Source organism: Allokutzneria multivorans, from assembly GCF_039537405.1.
Taxonomy (GTDB): domain Bacteria; phylum Actinomycetota; class Actinomycetes; order Mycobacteriales; family Pseudonocardiaceae; genus Allokutzneria; species Allokutzneria multivorans.
The window spans coordinates 840,734-864,020 of record NZ_BAABAL010000005.1 but is presented as its reverse complement, the minus strand read 5'-3'; the positions used below and the strand labels follow the sequence as shown (position 1 = coordinate 864,020).

The window sequence follows — 23,287 nt, the reverse complement described above, 5'->3', positions numbered from 1 at the left end:
ACAGAGCCTGCAAATATTTTCAAGAATTAGCGACCGAGGCGGTAGCCCATCCCGCGCACCGTGTCGATCCGTTCGGCCCCGACCTTCTTCCGCAGCGCCCGCACGTAGACGTCCACCACGTTCGAGCCGGGATCGAAGTCGTAGCCCCACACGTGCGACAGGATCTGCTCCCGCGCGAGCACCTGGCCGGGGTGCCGGAGGAACAGCTCCAGCAGCGCGAACTCCCGCGCGGTCAGGTCGACCACCTGACCGGGCAGCTGGGCGCGGCGGCTGCGCAGGTCCAGCGACAGGTCCTCGTGCCGCAGCACCGTCACCTCCGGCGCCCGCTCCGGACCGCGCAGCCGCAGCCGCACGCGCGCCAGCAGCTCCTCGAAGCGGAACGGCTTGGTCATGTAGTCGTCGGCGCCGCCCTCCAGGCCCGCGACCGTGTCGTGCACGGAGTCCCGCGCGGTCAGGATGATCACCGGCGCGGTCACCTTGGCCTCGCGCAGCGCGCGCAGCACGGAGAAGCCGTCCCGGTCCGGCAGGCCGAGGTCGAGCACCACCAGGTCGAAGCCGCCGGTCACCGCGTAGTCGATCGCGGTCTCCCCGTCGCCGACCACCGTGGTGCTGAACCCGTTGGCGCGCAGGCCCTTCTCCACGAAGGAGGCGATGCGCTGCTCGTCCTCGACGATCAGGATGCGGCTCACTGCTGTTCTCCCGTCGCGGGCAGGTCGATGCGGAAGGTCGCGCCCAGCCCGGGCTCGGAGACGACCCCAGCCGTGCCGTGGTGCGCCTCGGCGATGGCCAGCACGATCGCCAACCCCAGCCCCGCCCCCGTCCGGTCCCGTCGTCCGGTGGCGCGGCCGAAGCGCTGGAAGATCTTCTCGTGCTCCTCCGCGCGGACTCCCGGCCCGGAGTCGGTGACCCAGAACGACACCCGCCCGTCGATCAGCGCCGAGCCGATGCGGATCTCCGCGCCGGTCCCGGTGTGCTGCACCGCGTTCTGCGCGAGCTGCACCACGGCCTGCGTGACGCGCTGCTCGTCCAGCCGCACCGTGCCCTCGCCCATCGCCTCCAGCACCCACCTGCGCTCGCCCAGCGCGCGGACCTTGGCGTCGATGTCGCTGGTCAGCTCGTGCAGCACCACCTCGTGCGGGTTCACGAAGTCCGGCCGCTCCGCCTTCGCCAGCAGCAGGAGGTCGCCGACGATGCGGCTCATCCGGTCCAGCTCGTCGGTGCACAGCCGCACGACCTCGGCGCGCTCGGCCGGATCGTCGCCCATGAGTTCGAGGTGGCCCTGGATGATCGTGATCGGCGTCCGCAGCTCGTGCCCTGCGTCGTCGAGGAAGCTGCGCTGGGTGCCGAAAGCGTGCTCGAGGCGGTCGAGCATCGCGTTGAACTGCTCGGCCAGCGCGGAGATGTCGTCCTTGCCGTGCACCGGGATGCGGCGGGAGAGGTCGTGCTCGGTGATCTCCGCGGCGGCCTGCCGCACGGTCCGCACCGGCGCCAGGATGCGACCGGCGACCACCCACGCCACCCCTGCCGCGAGCACCAGGCCGAAACCGCTGACCAGCAACAGGATGCGCACGGTGGACAACGCCGCCGCGCGCATCCCGCCGACGAAGTACGCGGTGACGAAGTAGGACGGGGCGATCTGCTCACCGGACAGCCGGGTCTTCGCCCAGCGGATCGTGCCGCCCTCGGTCCCGGTGTCGCCGTAGCTCGACGGCGCGTCGACGATCCGGCGGAACAGCTCCTCGTCCGAGCGCATGTCGTAGGCGGGATTGCCCTCGACGCGGATGGTCATCCGGTCCGGCTGCACCACGACCCCGGCGTGCACCTCGTTGTTCTCCGGGTACTGCGTGGACAGGTGCGCGGCGAGCAGCCTCGTCGGATCGGAGATCGGCTCGCCCGTGCGCGGGTCCCTGCCCGCATGGACGAAGTCGGCGAACTCGCGGACCTCCTGCTCAAGGCCGCGGTTGACCCGGTTGTCCACGTCGGTGAGCGAGAGCTGCCAGACCATCAGGACCACGACGCCGAGCACCGCGACCATCAGGCCCAGCAGCCAGCCCATGATCCGCACACGTGCTGGGACGCGGCGGGCTCCGGGCTCACTCATCGGCAGTCATCGAGGTCATCCAGGTGGTCGTCGAGGTCGTCGGCGTCGTCGACGTCATCGGGGTCGTTCACGTCGTCCGGGTCGTTGATGTCGTCAAGATCGTCGCGGTCATCATCGTCGTCCTGGCAGAGCACCGGGGCCACCGGGGCGACCGGCGCGCCGGGCTGGGGCTGGACGGTGTTCACCAGGCCGGGGAAGGGCGGCACCTGGGCCTCGCCGGAGACCACGGGCGGAGTGGCGGGCTGACCGGCGAACGCGTACACCCCCGCAGTGAGGCCGATCACTCCGGCGGTGACCAGGGACACGATGCCGATGCGGCTCGAAGAAGTCATGACAGCCACTCTGGGCTCCGACTTCGAAGCCACCGTGAGACCCGGATGAGGGTCTCTTCATCTGCCGCTGGTGAGGTTCGTCGCTGCCCGAAGGCCACTGCCGTCGTCTACCGTCCCGAGCTGTGAGCAGCGTCGCTACCGAAACCGGCCTTGACCTCGACGTCCTGCGCTCTGTTGAGCGAAGGGTGTTGTGGCTCGCCACCTCGATCGTGCACCACGCCAACCACGTGCGCGGTGACTCCTCCGGCCTCAAGGTCGGCGGCCACCAGGCGTCCTCGGCGTCGATGGTCTCGTTGATGACCGCGCTCTGGTGCGGCTCGCTGACCAGCGAGGACCGGGTCAGCGTGAAACCGCACGCCTCACCGGTGCTGCACGCGCTCAACTACCTGCTCGGCGACCTGGACGCCTCGTACCTGCCGCGCCTGCGCGAGCTGGGCGGGTTGCAGTCCTACCCGTCGCGCACCAAGGACCCCGACACCGTCGACTTCTCCACCGGCTCCGTCGGCATCGGCGCCACCGCGACCATCTGGGCGGCGCTGGCCCGCCGGTACTGCGACGCGCACTTCGGCGGCGGCCGCTCCACCAGCCCGCGCGGCCGGATGATCGCCCTGGTCGGCGACGCCGAGCTGGACGAGGGCGCGGTCTGGGAGGCCGTGCACGACCCGCAGGTCGCCCAGCTCGGCGAGCTGCTGTGGGTGGTCGACCTCAACCGCCAGTCGCTGGACCGCGTCATCCCCGGCATCGCCTACGACCGAATGTCCGGAATGTTCGCAGCGGCCGGGTGGGAGGTCCTGACCTGCAAGTACGGCCCGCTGCTGACGTCGCTGTTCGAGGCTGACGGCGGCGAGCTGCTGCGCGCCCGGATCGACAGCATGCCCAACGCCGAGTACCAGCGGATGCTGCGCACGAGCGGGGACGAGCTGCGCGCGCGCCTCGTCGGTGAGCGCCCAGACCCCGCGTTCGGCCGCCTTCTGTCCACTGTGGACGACGCGGGCCTCACGGCGGCGCTGCGCGACCTCGGCGGGCACGACCTCGGCGGGCTGATGAACACCTTCGCCGGGGCCGACCAGACCCGGCCGACCGTCGTCTTCGCGTACACGGTGAAGGGGCGCGGCCTGCCCGTCGAGGGCCACCCCGCCAACCACTCCGCGCTGCTCAAGCCCGATCAGTACGCCTCGCTCGCCGGGTCGCTCGGCACGTCGGTCGACGACCCGTGGCGGCTGTTCGACGTCGGTAGCCCCGAGGCCGGGCTGCTCTCCGCCGTCGCCTCGCGGCTGAAGCGCCCCGAGATCCGCGCGGTCAGCCCGCTCTCCGTGCCGACCGAGGTCTCCCCGGCGCACAAGGGCACCTCCTCCAGCCAGGCCGCGTTCGGCCGTGTGCTGATGGACCTGCGGCGCAAGGCCCCCGAGGTGGCAGGGCGGGTCGTGACGATCTCTCCCGACGTCGCGTCCTCGACCAACCTCGCGGCGTGGCTGAACAAGGTCGGAGTGTTCACCGTCGATGGTGAGCGGCCTCCGAAGAACTGGTTCTCCGACGACCCGGAGACCCGCATCCACTGGGACGAAGCCGCCGTCGGCCAGCACGTCGAGCTGGGCATCGCCGAGGTGAACCTGGTCGGCGCGCTCGGTGAGTTCGGCGCGACGTGGAGCCGGTGGGGCGAGACGCTGATCCCGATCGGCACGATCTACGACCCGTTCGTCAACCGCGCGCTGGAGCCGTGGACCTTCGGCATCTACGCGGGCGGTCAGTCGATCCTGCTGGGCACCCCGTCCGGCGTGACGCTGTCTCCCGAGGGCGGCGCGCACCAGAGCATCACCACGCCGTCGGTCGGCCTCGAACACCCCGGCGTGATCGCCTACGAGCCCGCGTTCGCCGCCGACCTGGAGTGGACGCTGCTGCACGCGATGAGCTTCGTCGGCAAGCCCGGCGGCTGCTCGGCGTACTTCCGGCTGTCCACGCGCCCGGTCGACCAGGCGCTCGCCGCGGTGCCCACGTCGGATGCGGAGCGGGAGCAGCGCCGTCGGCACGCGGTCGCTGGTGGCTACCGCCTGGTGTCCCCGGAGTCCCCGGACGTGGTGATCGCCGCGATGGGCGCGATGGTGCCCGAGGCGCTCGCCGCGGCTTCGGGCCTGGCCTCGGAGGGCGTCTCGGCGGCGGTCGTCGTGGTGACGAGCGCGGACCTGCTGTTTCGGGCGACCCGGTCCAAGTCGGGTCTGTCGACCGGCGGTCCGGCCTCGCTCGTGGACGAGTCGATCCTCGACGTGCTCTTCGCCGAGGACGTGCCGCTGGTGACCGTGCTCGACGGGCACCCGCACACGCTCGCCTTCCTCGGCACGGTGCGCGGGGTCCCCACGACCACGCTCGGCGTCACCGACTTCGGCCAGTCGTCCTCGCTCGGCGACGCCCATCGCCTGCACGGGATCGACGCCTCCGCCATCCGCGCGGCGGCCCACGACCTCGTCGACTGAGGCCCTGTCGGGGAGCGAGCAGCAGGCTGTGGACAACTCGCTCAGCCTGTGGATAACTTCGCTCGCCTGTGGGCGCGACGTGAGAAAATGAGTGTTAGGGGGTCCCCGGCGCGAAGGGGACCCCTGACTCGTTGTGCGGGTTCGTGCGCGACGGCGGGGCTCTGACCTGGTGTTATGTCGGAGAGTGAGATTTGTTCGTCGCGACGGGTCGGCGTAACCCGGCTCGGGGTGCCGCTCGTCGCCGCTGAGCGTCCGTTCGGCGACAGCCTGTTGATAAGTTGCCCAGATATCCACGGTCGACCGACGGTTGATGCCCAAGATCGTTGATCTTCGGAGCGCCCGCGCGGCCACCCCGTCCCCGCGCGGAGAAGTCCCCTCGGCGGCCGGGGAAACCGGGCTGCGGTGAGGCCACCAGGAGTACGAAACGGGGAAACCAGCGGGCGCTAGGCTCGGCGCGTGCGGGAACCCACGTCGAGAACCATCGGGGCCTTCGCCGTCTGGACCAGTTCCGACCTGCCCGGATTCGGCGACCAGCTCATCGCGCGACTCACCGAGCGGGAGCTGCTGCGGCGGCTCCCGGGCTGGCGGGCCACCTGGTACGCCCCGCTCGGCTGGACACGGCCGATCCCGGAGGACGGCGGGTACGTCGCGGCGCCGCTCAGGGACCACAGTTCGGAGCGGATCGAGCAGATCGCCGCCTCCGCCGACGCCTCGGTGCTGGCCCCGGCCTTCCCGCTCGGCGCGGCCCGCGCGGACTGGCCCTACCCGGACGGCACCGCCCACTCCTACTTCACCGAGGGCCTCGACCCGGACGCCGAGCGGACCCACCCGCTGATCAGCAGCTGCGTGCGGATCGCAGACGAACCGCCGGTCGAGCTGGTCACCGCGCTGGCCAGGCAGCCGTACCTGACCGTGCGCGACCGCCGCTCCTGCGACCGCCTCGCCGCCGCTGGGCTCTCCGGCGACATCCCCGTGGTGCCGCACCCGGCGCTGCTGCTCGACGGCCTGGTCGACGCGGACGCGCTGCGCACGCGCGCCCAGCACCTGCGCCAGCTCGGCGTGCTGCCCGAGAACGGCGGTGTGGTCGTCGTGCAGAGCGCGGAGCTGCCGGTGGACGCGGTGCGCGAGTTCCTCGCGGCGGACCACGTCGTGGAGATGCCGAGCGGGCTCGTGCTGGAGGACCAGCTGGCCCTGCTCAACGCGGCGAGCGCCGTCATCGCCACCGACGAGCACGTCGCGGCCGCCTCCGCGGCGCTGGGCAAACCGTGGGCGCTGTTCGACCCGACCGGAGAGCAGCGCTGGCCCGCGCTGGAGTTCGGCTCGCCGAAGCAGATCGTCGACCGCGCGGACCGGATCACCGACGCGATCAGCGCGGGACTGCGCTTCTCCGCGCCGTCCGAGCACGCCAAGCGCGCGGTCTCCACGCACTTCGACCGCGTCGCCGCCGCCATCGAGCAGGCGTTCACCGCGCGCGGGGGCGACCTGACGCGCCGCATCGCGGAGCTGGCGGAGGAGAACAACGCGCTGCGGCACGCCCAGTGGCGGCTGCGTGACCGGATGCTCGTGGAGCGGCAGAAGCTGAGCGACACGCTCGCGGAGGCCTGGCACGAGGTCGCCGACGCGAAGGCCGACGCCGAGCGCGCGCGCAACGAGCTGGCGGTGGCGCAGACCCAGTTCCGCGAGCTGCGCAACGAGATCGACCGCCTCGCGCTGGACAGCCGCGAGCTGGACGCGCTGCGCAACACCAAGCTCCTGCGCTGGTCGCAGCCGGTGCGCGAGGTCTACGGAAAGATCAAGGGCTCGTGACTCCGCGGCTCACCTTCGTCCTCGTCTCCTACGGCGGGCGCGAGCTGGTCGTCACGTGCCTCAAGAAGCTCGCCGAGCACACGCCCGCGCCCTACGACGTGGTCGTCGTTGACAGCGCTTCGCCCGATGGGACGGGGGAGTGGCTGGCGGAGAACCTTTCGGGAGAGCTGCTTGCAGGCTCGACCCGTTGTCTCAGCGCAACGGTTCTGCGGATGCCGGAGAACCTCGGGTTCGGCGCTGGGTGCAACCTCGGCGTGCAGCACGCGCGCACCGAGCTGGTGTGCTTCCTCAACGCCGACGTCGAGGTGCGCGACGGCTGGCTGGAGCCACTTCTGTCCTTTTTGGACAGTCGTGCCGATGTGGGCGCGGTCGCTCCGGTCATGCTCAACACCGACGGCTCGGTCCAGGAGTCCGGCAGCCTCATCGGCGGTGACGGCTGGTGCCGCGCCTGGGAGGACGCCTCCTTCCCGCGCGAGGTCGACTACGCGTCGGCGGCCTGCCTCATCGTGCGCCGCAAGGCATTCCTTCAGACGGGCGGCTTCTCGCCGGAGTACGAGATCGCGTACTTCGAGGACGTCGACCTCCAGCTGGCCCTGCGCGCGCGAGGCTGGCAGACCTGGGTCATCCCGGAGTCCACTGTGGACCACGCGCGGCATGGCAGCAGTTCCTCCGAGCGCGCGAACGAGCTGATGCGGCTCAACCACGGGGTTTTCCAGCGGCGGTGGGCCGATGAGCTGGCCAAGCGACCCGCCGTGACCTCGCTGGACGAGTGGCCGCACCGCGCGCTCTGGCTCCGCGACCGCAACGCGCCCTACCGCGTCCTGCTCATCGATGACCGTGTGCCGCAAGCGGATCGTGGACGTGGAGACCCGCGCACCGCCGCCGTGGTCGACTCGTGGATCGAAGGCCACCCCAACGCCCGCGTCACCTTCTTCGCGGTCTCGGCGGAGCGCGTGGAGGAGTACGCGCCGCGCTGGCACGCCAAGGGTGTGGAGATCGTCCACGGCGTCACCGACCTCGAAGCCTGGTCGCGCTCGCGCGCGGGGCTCTACGACGTGATCGTGGCGTTCCGCCCGCACAACTACGCGAACTACGGCGTGCCGATCGCGCGCAGCCAGCCGCAGGCGATCCGCGTGTACGACTCCGAAGCGCTGTTCCACCGCCGCCCCGAGCAGCACTTCGAGCACTCGGTGGACTCGGCGGAGCGCCGCCACCACGCGATCGAGGCGGCACGGCTGCGCGAGGAGGAGCAGAGCGCCTTCCGCTGGGCCGACGTCGCGGTGTGCGTGAGCGAGGAGGAGGCGGAGTGGGCGCGCCGGGTCGCTCCGGAGACGCCCGCGCACGTCGCCTGCTACCCGATCGTCACCCCCGACGACGTGCCCGGGGTCGAAGGGCGCCAAGGGATCGTGTTCTTCGGCGGCTTCGACAACACCCCGCGCACGCCCAACGAGTTCGCGGTGCTGGAGCTGGCCGAGGACGTGCTGCCGGGCTTGCGCCTGCGCCACCCCGGCCTGACGCTGCGCGTGGTCGGAGCCGACCCGTCGCCGAACGTCCTCGCGCTGCACGGGGGTCTGAACGAGGTCGTCGGCCGGGTGCCCGATCCGAGGCCGTGGCTCAGCTCGGCGCGGCTGCACGTGGTGCCGATGCGCTTCGGGGCCGGCGTGAAGATCAAGTTCGTCGACTCGATGTCGGCGGGGTTGCCGTTCGTCACCACGCCGGTCGGTGCGGAGGGCCTGCACCTCGGGGCCTACGCGCGGCACCTGGTCGGCGAGTCCCCTGCGGAGATGGTGGAGCTGTGCGACCGCATGCTCCGCGACGACGAGCTGTGGTCCGACGTGCAGCAGGAGATGCTGCGGATCTGCCGCGAGCACTTCTCCGAGGACGGGTTCCGCCGCAGCATGGCGAAAGTCCTGCTGGACTGCGGGATCTGTCCCGTTCCTCGATAGCGAGAAGGCCCCGCCCGCGCAGTGCGGACGGGGCCTCGCGCTCAGGTGTGTCAGCCGACCGGGCCGACGACCGGGGAGATCGTCGGGGTGTCGGCGACACCGGCGGTGTACGGCAGGCGGATCACGTCGGCGTTGGCCGACGGCAGCTTGAACGACACCTCGTCGGTGGGCAAGGTGAGGACGCCCTCGGTCTTCGGGATGTCGATGATGAGCGTGGCGGTGTCGGTGCCCGTCACGTCGATGACGGCCGCTTCCGCGGGCTTCACCATGGGGGTGACCGGGACCGGCTTGCCCTCGTTGTAGAAGGTCAGCTCGCCGGGAAGGCCCTTGAGCTGGCAGTGCACGCCGTCCTTGGCCTTGAACTCCACGACCAGCTGCTCGTGGAGCGGGTCCTGGCCCTGCTGGCCGTCGCTCGCGGTGACGGTCAGGTCGGCGCCGGTGCACGGTGCGACGGTCTGGGCGGAGGCGACACCGGAGGTGGCAACGGCGAGGCCACCGAAAGCGATAGCGGCTGCGGTGATTCCACGGACAACGGTGTTGCGATTCATATCGAATCTCTCCTTGCGCTGGCGGCGAATGTCTCGCTTTCAGTTCTACCCGACATATCCGCTGGTTACACGCCTGGAATCACATTTGATGAATTCTCGTATCGAACCCAACCAAGTGCTCATCCCGGGCGTCTCAAGGTTCTCGTTCGGGTATTTCAGGTGTAGCTGAAACTGGTGACTATTCGCATTGGCAGGTTTCGGCCCACGTCGACGTGTGGGCGAAAAGTGCTCGTGAATGGTAGATGTGTGCGTCCGCACGCACGCCGAGGAAGGTGCTCCGCGACATGGCCACGATCCGACGCAGGGCCGCATTCGGCCTCGCCGCAGCCGCGATGCTCGGCACCACCGCCTCCCCGGCCTCGGCGGAGCCTGCGGAGGCCCCCGAGGACGTGACCCCGCCGGACGCCGCCAGGGCCCGCGCCAGGATCTCCTTCGTCTACCGCAGGGAGACCCGGCGGGCGCGCGGCACCTGGTCCTCGCACGTGAGCATCGTCGACCCGGACGGCAGGGTGATCCCCGCCGTCGACGACAACGCCGACACCGTGGTCAACGCGCAGAGCGTCAACAAGATCGCTGTCGCGGTCGCCGTGCTGGACAAGGTCGACCGGGGGCTGATCAGGCTCGACCAAAAGGTCTCGCTCACGCCGGAGATCATCATCAAGGACGGCGACGGGATCTTCCGGCTGCACAAGGTCTACGGCGACCAGATCACCGTGGCCGCCGCACTCGCCGCGCTGCTGCTGGTCTCCGACGACACCGCCGTGCGGCTGTGCGGCCTGGTCTGCCCGGCGGCCGAGCTGAACGAGATCTTGCGCGCCAAGGGATTCGAGCAGACCCAGGTCATCCCGGTGGCCAACCCGAACCGCTTCTACCTCGGCAAGACCACCGCGCGCGAGACGCACTCCCTGCTGGAGCAGCTGGTCGCGGGCAAGCTTGTGTCGGCCGACTCGACCACCTTCATCCTGGACGTCCTGCGCTCCAAGGACGGCTACATCGACGGCGTCCGCAGGACCATGTCCACCGCCGAGCGCGAGCGCGTCGCCACCAAGGCGGGCTGGCTCAACTCCGACCGGCACGAAGCAGGCGTGATCTTCGACGGCAACGCCAAGCCGATGCTGACCTACGCGGTCTTCGCCACCGGCGCGTTCACCGGCGACGCGGCGGCCAACGACGCCAACTACGGCGGCACACACCCGGCACTCGAAGCCCGCGCCCGCCTGGGCCGCGCCATGCTCGACGCGGTCTCCAGGCTGCACAGCGGCTCCGCCCGCAGCTACCGCATGCGCGCCTACGTCCCCGTCAACGGCGGCTGATCAGTCCAGCGGAGGTGCTGGGCGCGGGGGCAGGTCGAGGCGGCGGGACGACTCCACGCGCTGGCGGAGCGCGGCGGCCAGGAACAGGTTCTCCGCACCCGCCGTGACCGCGCGCGTGGCTTCCGGTAGCCGGGTCAGCTCGTACAGCGGCTTCACCCTGCGGTCGGCCATCACCAGCTCCAGCAGCCGCTCCCGCACCTCACCGGTGAGCCTGCCGGAGTCGCGAAGCAGCAGCACCGTGGCGAACTGTGCGAGCCTCGTCAGCTCGTACTCCGCGACCGCGTCCAACCGCGCGCGCTGCTCGTCGGTGAGCGGATCTCCCAGTCCCACCACGGACATCGCGAGCTTCGACAGCGGCGGCAGGCCCTCGTCGAGGTCGTCCTCACGGTGGCCGGTGATCGCGTCGCCGTGCTGGCGGTAGGAGTAGAGCGGTCGGTCCACGAACGCGATCCGCCCAGCGCCGAGCGCGGCAACGGCCAGCCAGTGGTCGTGGAACACCGACACAGTCCCGGGCGGGAACGGCAGCACGCGCTCGCGCACGAGATCGGCCCGCGCAAGGCACGCGCCGCCGGTCACGGTGTTGAGCTGCGCCAACGCCAGCAGGTCGTCGCACTGGTTGCGCCTGCGGTGCCAGAACGAGTCGGCGAGGTGCCTGCCGTCCTGGTCGACCAGGCGCATGTCGGAGTACGCCAGCCGCACCTCGGGATCGGCCAGCTCGGCGAGCAGGGTGGCGATCTTGTCGCGGTCCCACACGTCGTCCTGGTCGCTCAGCGCCACCGCGTCCGCGTCGGCGGGCACCAGCATCAACGCCCGCTCGAAGTTCCGGTAGAAGCCGACGTTGTCGTCGTTCTCCACGAACACGAAGCGCCGGTCGCCGCCGACCAGCTCGCGGATGAGCTTGCGCGCGGGCTCCGGCGAAGCGTCGTCGCACAGCACGCACACCCAGTTCGTGTGCGTCTGCGCGCGGATCGAGTCGAGCTGCTGCTCCAGGTACTCCCGGCTCGGCGAGTAGGTCGCCATGCAGATCGCGACCTTCTGCCCGGCTCCGGGCCACGTCACGGTCAACGGCTGCGCGCCGGTGCCGGGCAGCGCGGTGAACTCGGGCAACTGGCGCTCCAGCACCGTGCCGTCGACCAGCTCCACCCGCAGCGCCAGGTCAACGCGCTGCTCGGCGGCGAGTGCGCGCACGGGCACTCGCACCCGCAGGCCGCTGCCGTCCGGGACGCGCAAACCCAAGGGGGACAAGGCCGCCACCACGTCCGGGCGCGGGTAGCCGAGGCTCACCGGGTGCTCGCGGCCCTGCGAGATCATCCACGCCGCCCGCAGCGGCAGGTCGGCGTGGAACACCCAGCCGGTGAACTCCACGACCTGACCGAGACCGACGTGCACGGGCTTGTCGGGAAGTTCCACGTGGAACCGGAGCGCTCCCTCACGGGCCGCTCCTGAACGGTGCCTTGCGACCGCGCCGACCACCGCGGCCAGGCCGGGAGCGTGCTTGGCGACCTTGCGCAGCACCGCGTCCGGCTCCTCACCGGCCCGGCCGAGCACCAGATCACGGGCGCCGCGCAGGGCCCTCGCGGTCGGCCAGAAGCGCCGGTGCCCGAGCTTGACCAGCTTCGACGCCTCCAGCTGGTCCAGCCGCGTGCGCGTGCGCTCCAGCCGCTGCGCCATGCCTTCGAGCGCCGCTCGGATCGCGGCCTCCTCCTGGCGCGCGTGCTGCGCCTCGGCCCGCGCACGGGTCTCCTGCTGGGCGGAAGCCGCCAGCTCGCGCATGGCCATGCCCATGCGGCGGTCGAGCTTGACCGCCTCGGCCTTGGCCACTTCGAGGCTGTGCCGGAGCTGCTCGATCTCGTCCATGCGCACCGCGAGTGCTTCCTCGGCGCGCTGGGCCTCGACCCGGGTGTTGTGCAGCAGCTCCTCGAACCCGACGCGCTCAGCTTCCAGCGCGGCAAGGCGCTCGCGCAGCGTGGTCAGCCCGCCGAGGACGTCCCAGAGCGGCGGCAGCACCAGGGCTTCGGCTTCGCTCCGGATCGCGTCGGAGGTGGTCGCGGCGGCCTTGCCGGTCACCAGCTCCTGGAAGACCGACTCCGCGCTGACCAGCTCGTCCCAGCGGCTCTCCGCGGCCTCGCGCAGCCCGATCGGCTCGCAGAGCCGCAACAACAGCCCGCGCAGGGTGATCGCGTCCTGCCAGGGGTGCGCGGCGCGGCTGGTGACCACCTCGCGGCAGAACTCCAGCAGCGCGCGCAGCTCGGCCAGCTCGGCGTCGACACCGGAGCCCGCCAGCCACTCGCGGTCCACGCGCGCGGTCGAGCCGTCCGGCAGCACCACGACGTTGCCGGGGTGGATGTCCAGGTGGTCGGGCGGCAGCACGGGAACACCGGGCCGCCCGGGGAGGAACGGGTGCAGCAGGTCGTCCTCGGCCAACGGTCGCGCGCCCGCGTGGCAGACCTCGCGCCACAACCGCAGCAACCGCTCCAGCTCCTGCTGGTCACCGGCGTGCAGCGCGTCGAGCAGGTGCGCGTCCAACGGCCGCCCAGGAACCAGCGGCTCCTCGGCGATGACCTGGTGGCGGAGCCAGCTGTCGGCCGATTCCCGCGCTCCGCCAACGGTTTCCAGGCGGAACTGCGGGGAGAGCACCCGCGCTCGGCGATAGGTCTCGCGCCGCGAGTTGTTGACCAGCCAGCCGATCTGGTCCTGGGTGTGCGCGCGGATCGCGTCCCCCGACCGCGCGGCGACGATCAGGAAGCACGGCGCGGTGCTCAGGCCGAGCCCCTCGCCGACGAGAACCCGTTGCAGCGCACGGCCGGAGACCACCGCGTCGTTGCCGCCGAAGGCCCCCTGGAGGGGATCGCGCACGAGCTTGTCGATCAGCTCGGCCGCGTCGGGGCGGTTGAAGACCCGGCCGTCCAGCACGACCTTGGGGAGCTTGTAGTCGGGGTAGGGGACCAGCCAGCGCTGAGCGCTCAAGCCGTGCCCGGCGAGCATCTCGGCCAGCTTCTTGGCCCCCCACGTGCGCGGGCTGCGCCTGCCGACCGGGTAGTCGGCCAGCCCCACCCACGGGGTGCTGTGGTGGTCCTCGTGGCGCCCGGCGAGGTAGCCCAGCCCCAGCTGGTTCTCGATCGCCAGTACCAGGACACCGTCGTCGGCGAGCGCGCCGACCGCGCTGCGCAGGGTGTTCTCCGGGCCGTCCGGCTCGCCCGCCGTGTGCTCCAGCAGGCCGCACAGCAGCACCAGGTCGAACGGGTCGCGCCCGGCGAGGCCCTGCTCGACGCGGCCGGTGACGATCTCCACGTTGGCCAGGTCCTGGCAGCGCACGCGCGCGGCCTCCGCCCGGCTCGGGACGCCCTCGACGCCGAGGACGTGCGCCCCGGCCTCGGCGAGCCCCCTGGCCAGCACTCCGCTGCCGCAGCCGAGGTCCGCCGCGCGCACCCCCTCGCGGAGCTTCAGCGGGGCCAGCAACCCTTGGCGCTGCGGGGAGAAGTGGTAGTTCAGCTCCCACCCGACGGCCTGCGCGGCCAGCTCGTCGGAGCCGGAGGACACGTCCTCGGCGGCGCGCAACGCCGACAGCACCGAGTCCTCGGCGCCGTCGGCGTAGCGAACCTCGTCGTCGCGCTCCGCCATTACGCCGGCGGGTACTGCTTGAGCTGGCGCTCGATCAGCGCCTTGAACGCGGTCTCCGCGGCGGCCGCGTCCGGACCGAAGGCCTCGACGCGCACGACCGACGTCGCGGTCTTGTAGTGCGCCCGGTAGGTGGCGCCACCGGTGTCGGTCTTGACGCGGGCCTTCACCGACTCCGGCGTCCCCGCGCCCGTGTAGGGCTGGAAACCGGCGTTCGCGTACATCTTGTCGATCTCGTCGAGGACCTTCTGGAGCGAGTCGGCGCCCGCCTTGAACTCCCAGAGGCCGACCTTCACGCCCTTGTCGTCGGTGCCGTAGCCCAGCACCTCGGTCGCGCCCGCGTCCTTGAGGACCTTCACCTCGTCGGGGGTGGGCACGTTCGCGGTGACCGCGGAGTCGATGCCGTGCGTCATGTTCGCGCGCAGCTCGCCCTCCAGGTCGACGAACTGGCCGCCCTTCGGCTTCGGCTTGGGCGGGGGCGTCGTGGTGGTCGGCGCGGGCGGGGGCGCGGAGGACGAGGCGGCAGGCTGCTCGGTGCCACCGCTGCCACTGGTGAAGTACCAGACCGCGAGGCCACCGCCGACCAGCAGCACCACCGCGGCCACGATCGCGATGATCTTGCCGGTCTTGGAGCCGCTGTTGCTCTCGAACACCTCGGGACCCTGGCGCGGCCACGCGGAGGTGGAGCCGAAGTCCGGCGGCAGGTCGTTGCTCGCCCACGGCGGGGTGGAGCCGTGCGGCTGCTGCTGCGGGTAGGGCTGCTGGTGCTGCGGGTGGTTCGGCCACGGGCTGCCCTGCTGCTGGCCGGGGTACTGCTGGTAGGCCTGCTGGCCGGCGCCGGGGACGACCTGCGTCCGGTCCGCGTCGCCCGCGCTGTGCTGGCCGGAGACCACCTGCGTGCGGTCGGCGTTGTCCCCGACCGGCTTGACCACCTGGGTGTGGTCGGCGTCCCCGACGGGCCGGACGACCTGGGTGGCGTCACTGCTCGGGGCCACGACCTGGGTCGCGTCCGCGGGCGGCTCCTCCTTGGGCGCCTCGTCCTCGGCCGGTGCCTCGGTCTTGTCCTCGGCCTTGGGCTCGGGCTTCGACTCGGGAGCCGGGGTGTCGTCGCGGATCGGCTGGATGATCTGCGTCGTCTCGGTCTCCGCGGGCGCGGAGTTCTCCCACCGGAACGGCGGAGGGAAGGGGTTGTCGCCGCTGCTCGGCTCCGGCTGCCTCGGCGTCGGACCGGCTGCCGAGGCCTGTGCGAGCAGGTGGTCCCGGCGCTGGCGGTACTGGTCGGCCGAGATGTTGCCGGCCGCCAGCTCGGCGTCAAGGCTGCGCAGCTCTTCCTGCCAGCTCACAGGCACCCCCTAGTGGTGTTGTCGGCGAAGCTTGGGGTAATTCTGCCGAAGGGGGACTGGGCCCCTCATCCGGCTCTTCTCAGGCGTCCCGCACCGCGGGCAACCGGTACAGCACGCCACCCGACCCGACGACGACGGAGGCGCCCGCGATCCCCGGGATCGCCACCGCCCGCCAGCCGAGCCGGGCCTGTCTGGTCTGGAGCGCGCCCAGCAGGTCGGGGCGCGGCATGCCGACGGCGCCACCACCCTGCACGATTCCGGCTCCGTCCACCACAAGAACGCAGTCGACGGGCCTCCCGTCGACCACGGCCCAGCCAGAGATCTTGGCATCCCCGGTGATCGGCCCCGAATCGACCGCCCCGGTGCGCAGTTCACGCAGCGGACCGACCTTCGCGCCGAGCTCCGCACCGCACCCGATGCCGAAGTCGTCGTTGAAGGGGTAGCTGCGCATGCCTTTGAGACGGCTCACAACGGTCGGGGTTGAGCCGAGTTCCTCGATCGTCTTGGTGGCGCCCACGTGCATGGCCACCTCCAGGACGCGCTGGTCGAAGTACAGCGCGCGGACCGCCGTCGCGAGGTGCGTGCCGAGCGCGTAGGTCGCAACGCACACCACGAGCGCGTAGGCCAGCACCGGCAACCCCGGCTTGTGCACCGCGAAGAGCACCAGGATCGCGGCGGTGGTCAGCATCGGCGCCAGGGCGAAACGCCCGGCCAGCGCGACGTCCACCCCGGAACCGACGCGGGTGATCGCGATCATCACTCCGATCAGGAAGCCCCACAGGCCGAGCCCGACCCACGCCGCGTTCTCGGCGCTGCGATGCTTGAGCACCGCCGCGACCAGCCAGAACAGCAACACGCAGATCACCGCGCCCGCCAGGACGGCCATGTCCGCGTCCTTGTAGGACCACTGCTGCCCGAGCGTCCCCGCGATCACCGACAGGTAGTTCTCCGGGCCGAGCGGATGCGGTGACTGCAACGAATCCGTCTTGAAGGACAGCGCCCAAGCACCACCCGCGAGCACCAGGACCACCAGCGGGGCCACGACCTGCCACCGCGCGTCTCGGCGCAGCCACGCGATGAGCGCGATGATCGGCCACAGGGCGAATCCGGCTCCGAAGCACGCGCAGGCCACCGCGACCGCGATCATCGCCAGCACCGTGCGCCCGCGCTGCGCGTAGAACACCGCCAGGACGCCGGGCACCGCCATGAGCAGCCAGGTGGCTCCGGTGACACCGACCCCGTAGAGCTCCAGTTCGCGCGAGCCGAAGAGCAGGAACGAGAACGCGGCGGTCAGCGCGAAGCGGCTCGTGACGCTGAGGTCCTTGGGAAGCATGCGGTGCAGCACAACGAGCACGACCAGCGACAACACCACGGTCAGCAGGCCGAGGACGTGGTTGTTGCCGCCCAGGTACCGCGCCTCCGCCCAGAACAACAGGCGCGGGATGAAGGTCGGGTGCCCGTTGTGCTGCTTGAGCAGGCCCGCCGGGTCGAGGGTGCCGTCAGGATGCGTCGCGCCCTCGACGAACCACCAGTAGTCCGCGAAGTTCAGCCGTGACGACCGCAGCACCTCGAAGACCGTCACGATCACGGGCAGCGCCGCGACCGCGGACAGCACCGCCGCGGCTCGCTTGTCACTCACCCTGGTTCCCCCTCGTGAATCCAACGGCCAGCGCGATGTCGGCGACCGTATGGCACAGCCGCAACAGCAACGCCACCGAGGCCGCTTCCGCACCGCCGACGAGCGGAGCCAGCGCCGCGATCAGCACCGCTTCCCTGGCGCCGAGCCCGGCCGGGGCGATCACCACCACCAGCCCGACCACCCACGCGATCGCGAAGGCGCCGGTGCAGGTCACCGCCACGCCGAGCATGTCGTCCGCCGGTGCCAACGGCGTTACCAGCACGAACGCGCTCAGCCCGTAGGCGGTCCACGCGGGAACCATCCACGCCAGCGCGGCCCCTGCCGAGGACCACGTCATCGGCAGCCGCTCCGGCGCCCCGAGCTTGGCGGGAATGCGCTTCACGAGCGCTGTCAGGACTCCGGGGTGCAGCAGCGCCAGCGCGGGCACCGCGATCAGCAGGCTGAGGTCCGTTCGGCCCGGCAGCAGAGCCGCTCCGACCAGCACGCCGCTGACCAGGTGCACTGCCAGGAAGCGCGCTCCGACGCCGAGCGTCACCGCCGCAGGGACCCCGTGCCGCGCGGCGAAGCGAACTTGGGCGACGTAGGGCCACACCAGGCCCGGGAGGTACTTGCCGACCTGCGCGGGGAAGAACACCCCGCACGTGTCCACTGTGGACAGACGGTGGCCGAAGGCGGTCAGGCCCGCCGCCCACATCCGCGAGGTCGCCAGCAACCCGAGCCCCGCGAGCGCCGCCGCGACCACCGCGCGCACCCACCCGATGCGCTCGAAGCCCGCGAGGACCTCCGGAATCCGGTCGTGGAAGCCGATCGCGGCGGCGGTGACCGCGACCACCACGAACAGGATCTGGGGCAGGGCTTTGCGCATCAGCTAGCGATCCGCGTCCGTGGTGCGATCGACGACGAACCGTTCGACTTCCTCGCTCTGCAGCGTTCGCGCCAACACCAGTTCCGCGATCAGCCCGAGCCCCACCAGCTGCACGGCCAGGATCTCCAGCAGCACGCCGAGCGTGAGCAGGGGGCGCGTGCCGATCGACTGGTCCGTGAAGACCCAGACCCCGGTCAGGTAGAGCAGGATCACGGTCCCCACCAGGCCCGACAGGGCGCCCAAGCCTCCGAAGAGATGGCCCGGCCTGCGTCCGTACCTCGTCAGCGCCACCACCGTGAGCAGGTCCAGCGCTCCGCGCAGGTAGCGCTCGAAGCCGTACTTCGACCGCCCGTGCTCGCGCGCCCGGTGGTGCACCGCTTCCTCGCCGACCCGGAAGCCCATCGCGTGCGCCAGCGCGGGCACGTAGCGGTGCAGCTCGCCGTGGATCGGGATCGTCGTGAACACCTCGCGGCGCCCGGCCTTCAGCCCGCAGTTGTGGTCCCGCAGCCGCAGCCCCGTCACCCAACCAGTGATCGTGTTGAAGAACTTCGACGGCAGCCGCTTCGACAGGGGGTCCTTGCGATCCTTCTTGTGACCGCTCACCAGGTCCGTGCCGTCGTCCAGGCGCGCGACGAGCCTCGGCACCTCCGCCGGGTCGTCCTGGAGGTCCGCGTCCATCGTCACCAGCAGTTCGCCCCTGGCTTCCCGGATAGCCACCGCGAGCGCCGCCGCCTTGCCCATGTTGCAGCGCAGGCGCAGCGCGCGGACCCGGTCGTCCGCCTCGGCCAGCTCTGACATCACCCGCCAGCTCTTGTCCGTGCTGCCGTCGTCGACGAACACGACCTCCCAGTCGAAGCCGGGGTCGAGGCTCTCGTGCAGCTGGCGGACTAGTTCGGCGATGGTGTCCTGTTCATCCTTGGCGGGGACGAGGACGGACAGGGTCGGCACGCGGAGGATTCTGCACGTTAACCGCAGTCCCGGCGCGCGTACCCTGGAACCGTGACCGCGACCCACGCCGTTTTCCCCGACCGGACCATCCAGCCGCCCTTCCCCCAGGGCACGCAGACGGCCGTTTTCGGCATGGGCTGCTTCTGGGGCGCCGAGCGCTTGTTCTGGCAGACCCCCGGCGTCTGGACCACCGCCGTCGGCTACGCGGGCGGGCGCACCGACTCACCCACCTACGAGCAGGTCTGCGCGGGCATCACCGGCCACGCCGAGGTCGTCCTCGTGGTGTTCGACCCCGCCCAGATCTCCTACGAGGCGCTGCTCCGCGTCTTCTGGGAGGGCCACGACCCCACGCAGGGCATGCGCCAGGGCAACGACATCGGCACCCAGTACCGCTCCGCCGTCTACTACACCTCCGACGAGCAGAAGGCCGTCGTCGAGGCCAGCCGCGACGAGTACCAGAAGTCCCTCTCGGCGGCCGGCTACGGCCCCATCACCACCGAGATCGCGCCGCTGCGGGAGTTCCACTACGCCGAGGGCTACCACCAGCAGTACCTCTCCGACGCCAAGAACCCCAACGGCTACTGCGGCCTCGGCGGCACCGGCGTCTCCTGCCCCGTCGGGCTGGGCGTCGCCGAGTGAGGATTCCACGCGTGGCCTTCTCGAACCGTTCCAGCTAGACTGTTACGCACAGGGCCTCTGAGGAGGTCGCGGGGACAATGCTTGGTCTGCTGCCAGACCCTTCCGCAAGGATGACGCACCCCGGACCCCCTTGAAGGCCCTGTTTTCACAGGCCCTCCGCCGGCCACCACGGCAGCCCGCGAAGTGCTTGTTCGTCGCCGAGCAACTTCAGCCCTCGCCCCCACGCCGCACCCGCCGGACTTCGACGCAGCTGGTGCCTGGTGGCGAGGAGATGAGCGGCTTCGTAGCCGCCGAACTCGTCAGGGTGACAAGCGGCGTACAGCATTCCCGCGTACTGGTCCGCGACCTGGAGTCCGTCGCACGCTGTTTTGGTCGCTGAAGTGGACGGAGTGCAGGCACCGCCACGGAAGGCCGACTGCCGTTCCGCACTGCTGTTTCTTGGCGAAGTACGAACGTGTTGCCTTGTCGACGAACACGTACACGGCGCTGAGCTGGGGAAGCGTCCTCAGCCGCCCCGTCACGTACTGGCGTCTGGCAAATGTCTTCACGTGCCTGTTCCAGTGCAACGCGGTGCTGGGCGGCACCTTCAACGTGGAACGGATCTCGTGCACCACTGCACGGACCGCTGCCTCGTCCTCGTCAGGGATCAGAACTGCCGCGAATGCGAAGAACGGAGACGAGCGGGCGGAGGTTCCACGGTCTCCGGTCTCGTCGACGTAGACGCGGAGCAACTTCCTTGTCGGACCGGGAGAGCTCCCATCGCCCTCCCCGTTCTTCTCGTGATCATCACCATGATCTTCCAGGGTGGGACCAACTCCCGGGCGGGCGACCCCACCTTGCCAGGGTGGCAAAAGCGCAGATCAGAAGGTGTATGGAGACGTGCTCATCCGGTGATCTCCTGACGCCAGGACTCTGGGCCGAGGTCGTTCAGTGGTTCGCTGAGCTGCCTGACGAGATCAGGGTGGGAGTGGATCTCGGCGGTGGTGCGCCACGCGTGCAACGTCTCCGCGAGCGGTGACCAGTTGTCCGCTTCGGCGCACGCGCGGAACACCCGGACGAACTCCTCGGCGAACTCCTGGCGGTCGGCCTCGGGAAGCACCGAGATCCAGGGGAACGCTTCGGACCAGGTCACGTGGTTCGGTCGCTCGTCGGCGTGCGCGGGAACCGGCTTCATGAAGCCAAGATGGCACGAAGCGGAGGTGCCAGCGCAAATTGGTTGCGGGTGATGGCTGAGCCGCTGAGGATTCGTTGCGTGACAGAGTTCGCCGCCGTTGCCGACGCGGCCGGGTTGTTCGAGCACTTCGGGGTGCGGCCGACGGAGAGGCACTCCTGCTACCAGTGGTCGCCGGTCTTCCGGGCGGAGCACGACGGCGAGGCGGTGGTGCTCAAGCGCACGGCGCCGTTGATCGCGGACTGGTGCCGTCGCCTTAGTGCACAAGGCTTTCCGGTGGTGGTGCCGGTGCGGCTGGACACCGCCAACCCGGCGCGGGTGGACGGTGAGGACTGGGTGGTCTACCCGTGGGTGGACGGGCGCCGTTACGACGGGAGCCCTGCCGACATCGCGGCGACTGGGGACCTGTTGGGGCGGTTGCACGCGCTGGGTGGCACGGAGCTGAGGCCGTTCACGTGGCCGACGTACGAGCCCGGCGAGCCCGCGAAAGACCTGCCAGAACTGCGTCAGAAGTTCGGTGAGCACGCGCCGGAACACCTGGACGCGATCATGGCGCGCCTGGAGCCGCTGGGGGAGGGCTTCGAGAGCTCGACGTTGCCGGCGATCAGGGACGCCGGGCTGCCGGTGGTCGACGCGACTATGGACTTCAAGGCCAACAACCTGGTCTTCACCGGCGACGGCCCGGTCCTCATCGACCCGGACAACGGTGAGTGCCTGCCGCGCGTGCTGGACCTGGCGTTGGCGGCGTTGATGTTCCACATGGAGGACACGCCCGACAAGCCGTTCACCACGGCCGAGTGGATCACCTTCCGCGATGCCTACTCGGCGCACGTCGAGCTGACCGACGCGGAGGTCGCGGCCTGGCCGGACGCGGTCGACTACATGTTGTGGGAGTTCGGGACCTGGGCGATGGCCGACAGTTCCGAGTGGCATGTGGCGCGCCAGCGCTCGTTCCTGATCGGCCTCGCCCAGGTCAGGGCGGACGATTTTCCTGTCTGAGCTGGCTCAGCCGGACAGCAGTGTCCCGACGGCGAGGCCCGCGATCACCGCACTGGACACCAGCGCGGTGACCAACCGGCCGCGCCGCCCGGTGAGCAGGCGGCCGAGCACGGTGCCACCACCGGCGAGGACCAGCTGCCAGCTCGCCGAAGCGACGAACGCGGCTAGCACGAACACCAAGTCCCCCAACGGTCCCAGGGCCAAGGCGTGCTGCCTGCCGAGCACCAGGGCACCGAAGTAGACGAGCGTCAGCGGGTTGAGCAGTGTCAGCCCCAAGAAGCCGAAGAACGCGCGCAGCGGTGTCGTCGGCCGTGTGTCGGCCTGGCCGGGCGGGGCGCGGTGCTGCCGCAGCGCCGTCACCGCCGTGCGCGCCGCGAGTCCCAGGAGGACGGCTGCGGCGAGCCAGCGGAGCGGGACGGCGACGGGCTGGACGACCCCGGCGAGCGCGGCTCCGCCCAACACCGCCACCACGGCGAACAGGCCGTCAGCGGTGGCGACGCCGAGTGCGGCGGCCGCACCGACGCGGAACGAGGTCCTGGCGCTCAGACTCATGATCAAGGCCGCGATGGCTCCCACCGGCACGGCGATGCCGTACCCGGCGAGCAAGCCAGCGACCAGGACCTCGGTCACGACCTTCGCGGATGGTCGTGACCGAGGCCCCGGAACGCCTGCTGTCGCCGCACACCAACCGCTGAAGCGGAAGTCTGCGCGCGAGGCATACGGGTTTCAGTCACGCCGCGAAGTCTGCGGCACGACCTCCGCCCTGGCCAAGCGAATTACCTCAGCCGAAATTGACGTCCGCGCAGGAGTAGAACGCGTTCGCCGTGTCGTGGACGTCCCACACCGCGTAGATCAAATGCCTGCCGGACTTGCCGGACGGCAGTTGCGCGGAGTGCGAGTACGTCGTCGGAGGCTGTTGTCCGCCGTAGTCGACGGTCTTGAACGGGGTCAGTTCGAGCGAATCCCGCGTCAGTGGCTGCGACGGGTTGTAGCCGTTCTTGGTGATGTAGTAGTGGAACTTGGTCGTGCGGTGCGGAGCGGTGAACGTCCAGGTGAACTGGTAGTTCGAGCCGCTGGCCAGCGTCGGGGCCGGCCAGGTCCCACCGCGCGGGTCGTCGAGCTGCTTGAAGCTCGCGTTGCCCGCGCTGCACAGGCTCCCATTGGCGGGACCCGCGCTGGGGAAACCCTTCGGGCCTTCGACGCTCTGCGGCTCCCATTGGATCGGACCGCAGTTCTGGGCAACGCCGAGCTTGCAGTTGTAACTGCGGCTCGCCGGGCTCTGGGTGTATCCGTGCGCATTCGCTGTGCCTGCTGTGACCAGACTGAGTGAAACAGGGATAAGGCCGAACAGGGCGACCCCGACTGCCCGCTTGAAGTGCTTGCTGAGCATTTCTGCCCCTCTCCGGCGGCGGAGCGCTTTCGATGGTTACATTCGGCCGGAGGGGGCGGACAGCGCCGGGCGGGGGAACATCCGCCGCCGTTCGGGGGCCACTTTGGTCTAGACCTCGGGGCTGGCTGGCCCACTACGATCGGACCGGCGGACGGAGCGAG

General features: G+C 70.6%; 20 protein-coding genes. 6 read left to right on the top strand and 14 right to left on the bottom strand.

Translation table 11 applies throughout. The annotated features are described in order from the left end of the window. Window positions 1-26: 26 nt before the first annotated feature. Genes ABD798_RS08065 through ABD798_RS08055 form a run of 3 tightly spaced genes read right to left on the bottom strand, consistent with a single transcriptional unit; the run spans window position 27 to window position 2,433 of the window. Window positions 27-689 carry a response regulator transcription factor gene (locus ABD798_RS08065; protein ID WP_344872229.1) on the bottom strand — a complete coding sequence of 221 codons (663 nt, stop codon included), beginning with the start codon at window positions 687-689 and terminating at the stop codon, window positions 27-29. Beyond that, a complete protein-coding gene (locus ABD798_RS08060; RefSeq protein ID WP_344872227.1) occupies window positions 686-2,101 on the bottom strand; it encodes a sensor histidine kinase in 1,416 nt (471 codons plus the stop codon). Before ABD798_RS08060 ends, ABD798_RS08065 begins: the two co-directional genes overlap by 4 nt. Beyond that, entirely contained in the window at window positions 2,098-2,433 is a 336-nt protein-coding gene (locus ABD798_RS08055; RefSeq protein WP_344872225.1) for a hypothetical protein, read from the bottom strand. Before ABD798_RS08055 ends, ABD798_RS08060 begins: the two co-directional genes overlap by 4 nt. A gap of 122 nt (window positions 2,434-2,555) precedes the next feature. Here ABD798_RS08055 and ABD798_RS08050 point away from each other — a divergent pair, with 122 nt between their 5' ends. The 3 genes from ABD798_RS08050 (at window position 2,556) to ABD798_RS08040 (ending at window position 8,653) form a co-directional block, all read left to right on the top strand. Continuing rightward, window positions 2,556-4,901 carry a transketolase-like TK C-terminal-containing protein gene (locus tag ABD798_RS08050; protein WP_344872223.1) on the top strand — a complete coding sequence of 782 codons (2,346 nt, stop codon included), beginning with the start codon at window positions 2,556-2,558 and terminating at the stop codon, window positions 4,899-4,901. Window positions 4,902-5,357: 456 nt separating this feature from the next. Beyond that, window positions 5,358-6,707 carry a glycosyltransferase family protein gene (locus tag ABD798_RS08045; RefSeq protein WP_344872221.1) on the top strand — a complete coding sequence of 450 codons (1,350 nt, stop codon included), beginning with the start codon at window positions 5,358-5,360 and terminating at the stop codon, window positions 6,705-6,707. Beyond that, window positions 6,704-8,653, top strand: a complete 1,950-nt coding sequence (locus ABD798_RS08040) for a glycosyltransferase (protein WP_344872219.1) — start codon at window positions 6,704-6,706, stop codon at window positions 8,651-8,653. Before ABD798_RS08045 ends, ABD798_RS08040 begins: the two co-directional genes overlap by 4 nt. Before the next feature lie 50 nt (window positions 8,654-8,703). On the opposite strand, the gene ABD798_RS08035 is transcribed toward ABD798_RS08040, so the two are convergent. After that, window positions 8,704-9,201 carry a hypothetical protein gene (locus ABD798_RS08035; RefSeq protein ID WP_344872217.1) on the bottom strand — a complete coding sequence of 166 codons (498 nt, stop codon included), beginning with the start codon at window positions 9,199-9,201 and terminating at the stop codon, window positions 8,704-8,706. Window positions 9,202-9,485: 284 nt separating this feature from the next. Here ABD798_RS08035 and ABD798_RS08030 point away from each other — a divergent pair, with 284 nt between their 5' ends. Next, entirely contained in the window at window positions 9,486-10,514 is a 1,029-nt protein-coding gene (locus ABD798_RS08030; protein ID WP_344872215.1) for a serine hydrolase, read from the top strand. Here the strand turns inward: ABD798_RS08030 and ABD798_RS08025 are convergent, their stop codons facing one another. The 5 genes from ABD798_RS08025 to ABD798_RS08005 all read right to left on the bottom strand — a co-directional run bounded on the left by ABD798_RS08025 (window position 10,515) and on the right by ABD798_RS08005 (window position 18,927). Then, window positions 10,515-14,135: a glycosyltransferase gene (locus ABD798_RS08025; RefSeq protein WP_344872214.1), complete on the bottom strand. Its 3,621-nt coding sequence runs from the start codon at window positions 14,133-14,135 to the stop codon at window positions 10,515-10,517. Beyond that, the gene (locus ABD798_RS08020; protein WP_344872212.1) at window positions 14,135-15,475 is read right to left on the bottom strand and encodes a hypothetical protein; all 1,341 of its coding nucleotides are present in this window, start codon (window positions 15,473-15,475) and stop codon (window positions 14,135-14,137) included. The genes ABD798_RS08025 and ABD798_RS08020 overlap by 1 nt, the downstream gene beginning before the upstream one ends. A 79-nt stretch (window positions 15,476-15,554) precedes the next feature. Further along, a complete protein-coding gene (locus ABD798_RS08015) occupies window positions 15,555-17,114 on the bottom strand; it encodes a hypothetical protein (protein ID WP_344872210.1) in 1,560 nt (519 codons plus the stop codon). Continuing rightward, complete coding sequence (locus ABD798_RS08010; protein ID WP_344872208.1) at window positions 17,107-17,979, bottom strand: hypothetical protein; 873 nt, start codon at window positions 17,977-17,979, stop codon at window positions 17,107-17,109. Before ABD798_RS08010 ends, ABD798_RS08015 begins: the two co-directional genes overlap by 8 nt. A 3-nt stretch (window positions 17,980-17,982) precedes the next feature. Next, window positions 17,983-18,927 (bottom strand): glycosyltransferase family 2 protein, encoded by a 945-nt coding sequence (locus tag ABD798_RS08005; RefSeq protein WP_344872206.1) that lies wholly within the window; start codon window positions 18,925-18,927, stop codon window positions 17,983-17,985. Between the two features lie 51 nt (window positions 18,928-18,978). Here ABD798_RS08005 and msrA point away from each other — a divergent pair, with 51 nt between their 5' ends. After that, window positions 18,979-19,566, top strand: a complete 588-nt coding sequence (msrA, locus tag ABD798_RS08000; RefSeq protein WP_344872204.1) for a peptide-methionine (S)-S-oxide reductase MsrA — start codon at window positions 18,979-18,981, stop codon at window positions 19,564-19,566. Between the two features lie 145 nt (window positions 19,567-19,711). On the opposite strand, the gene ABD798_RS07995 is transcribed toward msrA, so the two are convergent. The 3 genes from ABD798_RS07995 to ABD798_RS07990 form a co-directional block, all read right to left on the bottom strand. Continuing rightward, on the bottom strand, window positions 19,712-19,891 hold the full coding sequence (locus tag ABD798_RS07995; protein WP_344872202.1) for a hypothetical protein: 180 nt from the start codon (window positions 19,889-19,891) through the stop codon (window positions 19,712-19,714). Next, on the bottom strand, window positions 19,866-20,297 hold the full coding sequence (locus ABD798_RS37200) for a DUF3800 domain-containing protein (RefSeq protein WP_425549176.1): 432 nt from the start codon (window positions 20,295-20,297) through the stop codon (window positions 19,866-19,868). Before ABD798_RS37200 ends, ABD798_RS07995 begins: the two co-directional genes overlap by 26 nt. A gap of 152 nt (window positions 20,298-20,449) precedes the next feature. Then, window positions 20,450-20,740: a DUF6247 family protein gene (locus ABD798_RS07990; RefSeq protein ID WP_344872200.1), complete on the bottom strand. Its 291-nt coding sequence runs from the start codon at window positions 20,738-20,740 to the stop codon at window positions 20,450-20,452. A 78-nt stretch (window positions 20,741-20,818) separates the two neighbouring features. Here ABD798_RS07990 and ABD798_RS07985 point away from each other — a divergent pair, with 78 nt between their 5' ends. Further along, a complete protein-coding gene (locus ABD798_RS07985; protein WP_344872198.1) occupies window positions 20,819-21,736 on the top strand; it encodes a phosphotransferase enzyme family protein in 918 nt (305 codons plus the stop codon). 6 nt (window positions 21,737-21,742) lie between these two features. Here ABD798_RS07985 and ABD798_RS07980 read toward each other — a convergent pair whose 3' ends face one another. Together ABD798_RS07980 and ABD798_RS07975 are read right to left on the bottom strand one after the other, a co-directional pair. Further along, the gene (locus ABD798_RS07980) at window positions 21,743-22,366 is read right to left on the bottom strand and encodes a LysE family transporter (protein ID WP_344872196.1); all 624 of its coding nucleotides are present in this window, start codon (window positions 22,364-22,366) and stop codon (window positions 21,743-21,745) included. 151 nt (window positions 22,367-22,517) lie between these two features. After that, on the bottom strand, window positions 22,518-23,126 hold the full coding sequence (locus ABD798_RS07975; protein WP_344872194.1) for a lytic polysaccharide monooxygenase auxiliary activity family 9 protein: 609 nt from the start codon (window positions 23,124-23,126) through the stop codon (window positions 22,518-22,520). Window positions 23,127-23,287: the final 161 nt, after the last annotated feature.

Bases quoted from the DNA above. Each gene is read 5' to 3' on its own strand.
- ABD798_RS08060 (WP_344872227.1), bottom strand. From the start codon at position 2,101: ATGAGTGAGCCCGGAGCCCGCCGCGTCCCAGCACGTGTGCGGATCATG.
- ABD798_RS08055 (WP_344872225.1), bottom strand. From the start codon at position 2,433: ATGACTTCTTCGAGCCGCATCGGCATCGTGTCCCTGGTCACCGCCGGA.
- ABD798_RS08035 (WP_344872217.1), bottom strand. From the start codon at position 9,201: ATGAATCGCAACACCGTTGTCCGTGGAATCACCGCAGCCGCTATCGCT.
- ABD798_RS08030 (WP_344872215.1), top strand. From the start codon at position 9,486: ATGGCCACGATCCGACGCAGGGCCGCATTCGGCCTCGCCGCAGCCGCG.
- ABD798_RS08025 (WP_344872214.1), bottom strand. From the start codon at position 14,135: ATGGCGGAGCGCGACGACGAGGTTCGCTACGCCGACGGCGCCGAGGAC.
- ABD798_RS08010 (WP_344872208.1), bottom strand. From the start codon at position 17,979: ATGCGCAAAGCCCTGCCCCAGATCCTGTTCGTGGTGGTCGCGGTCACC.
- ABD798_RS07995 (WP_344872202.1), bottom strand. From the start codon at position 19,891: ATGCTGTACGCCGCTTGTCACCCTGACGAGTTCGGCGGCTACGAAGCC.
- ABD798_RS07990 (WP_344872200.1), bottom strand. From the start codon at position 20,740: ATGAAGCCGGTTCCCGCGCACGCCGACGAGCGACCGAACCACGTGACC.
- ABD798_RS07975 (WP_344872194.1), bottom strand. From the start codon at position 23,126: ATGCTCAGCAAGCACTTCAAGCGGGCAGTCGGGGTCGCCCTGTTCGGC.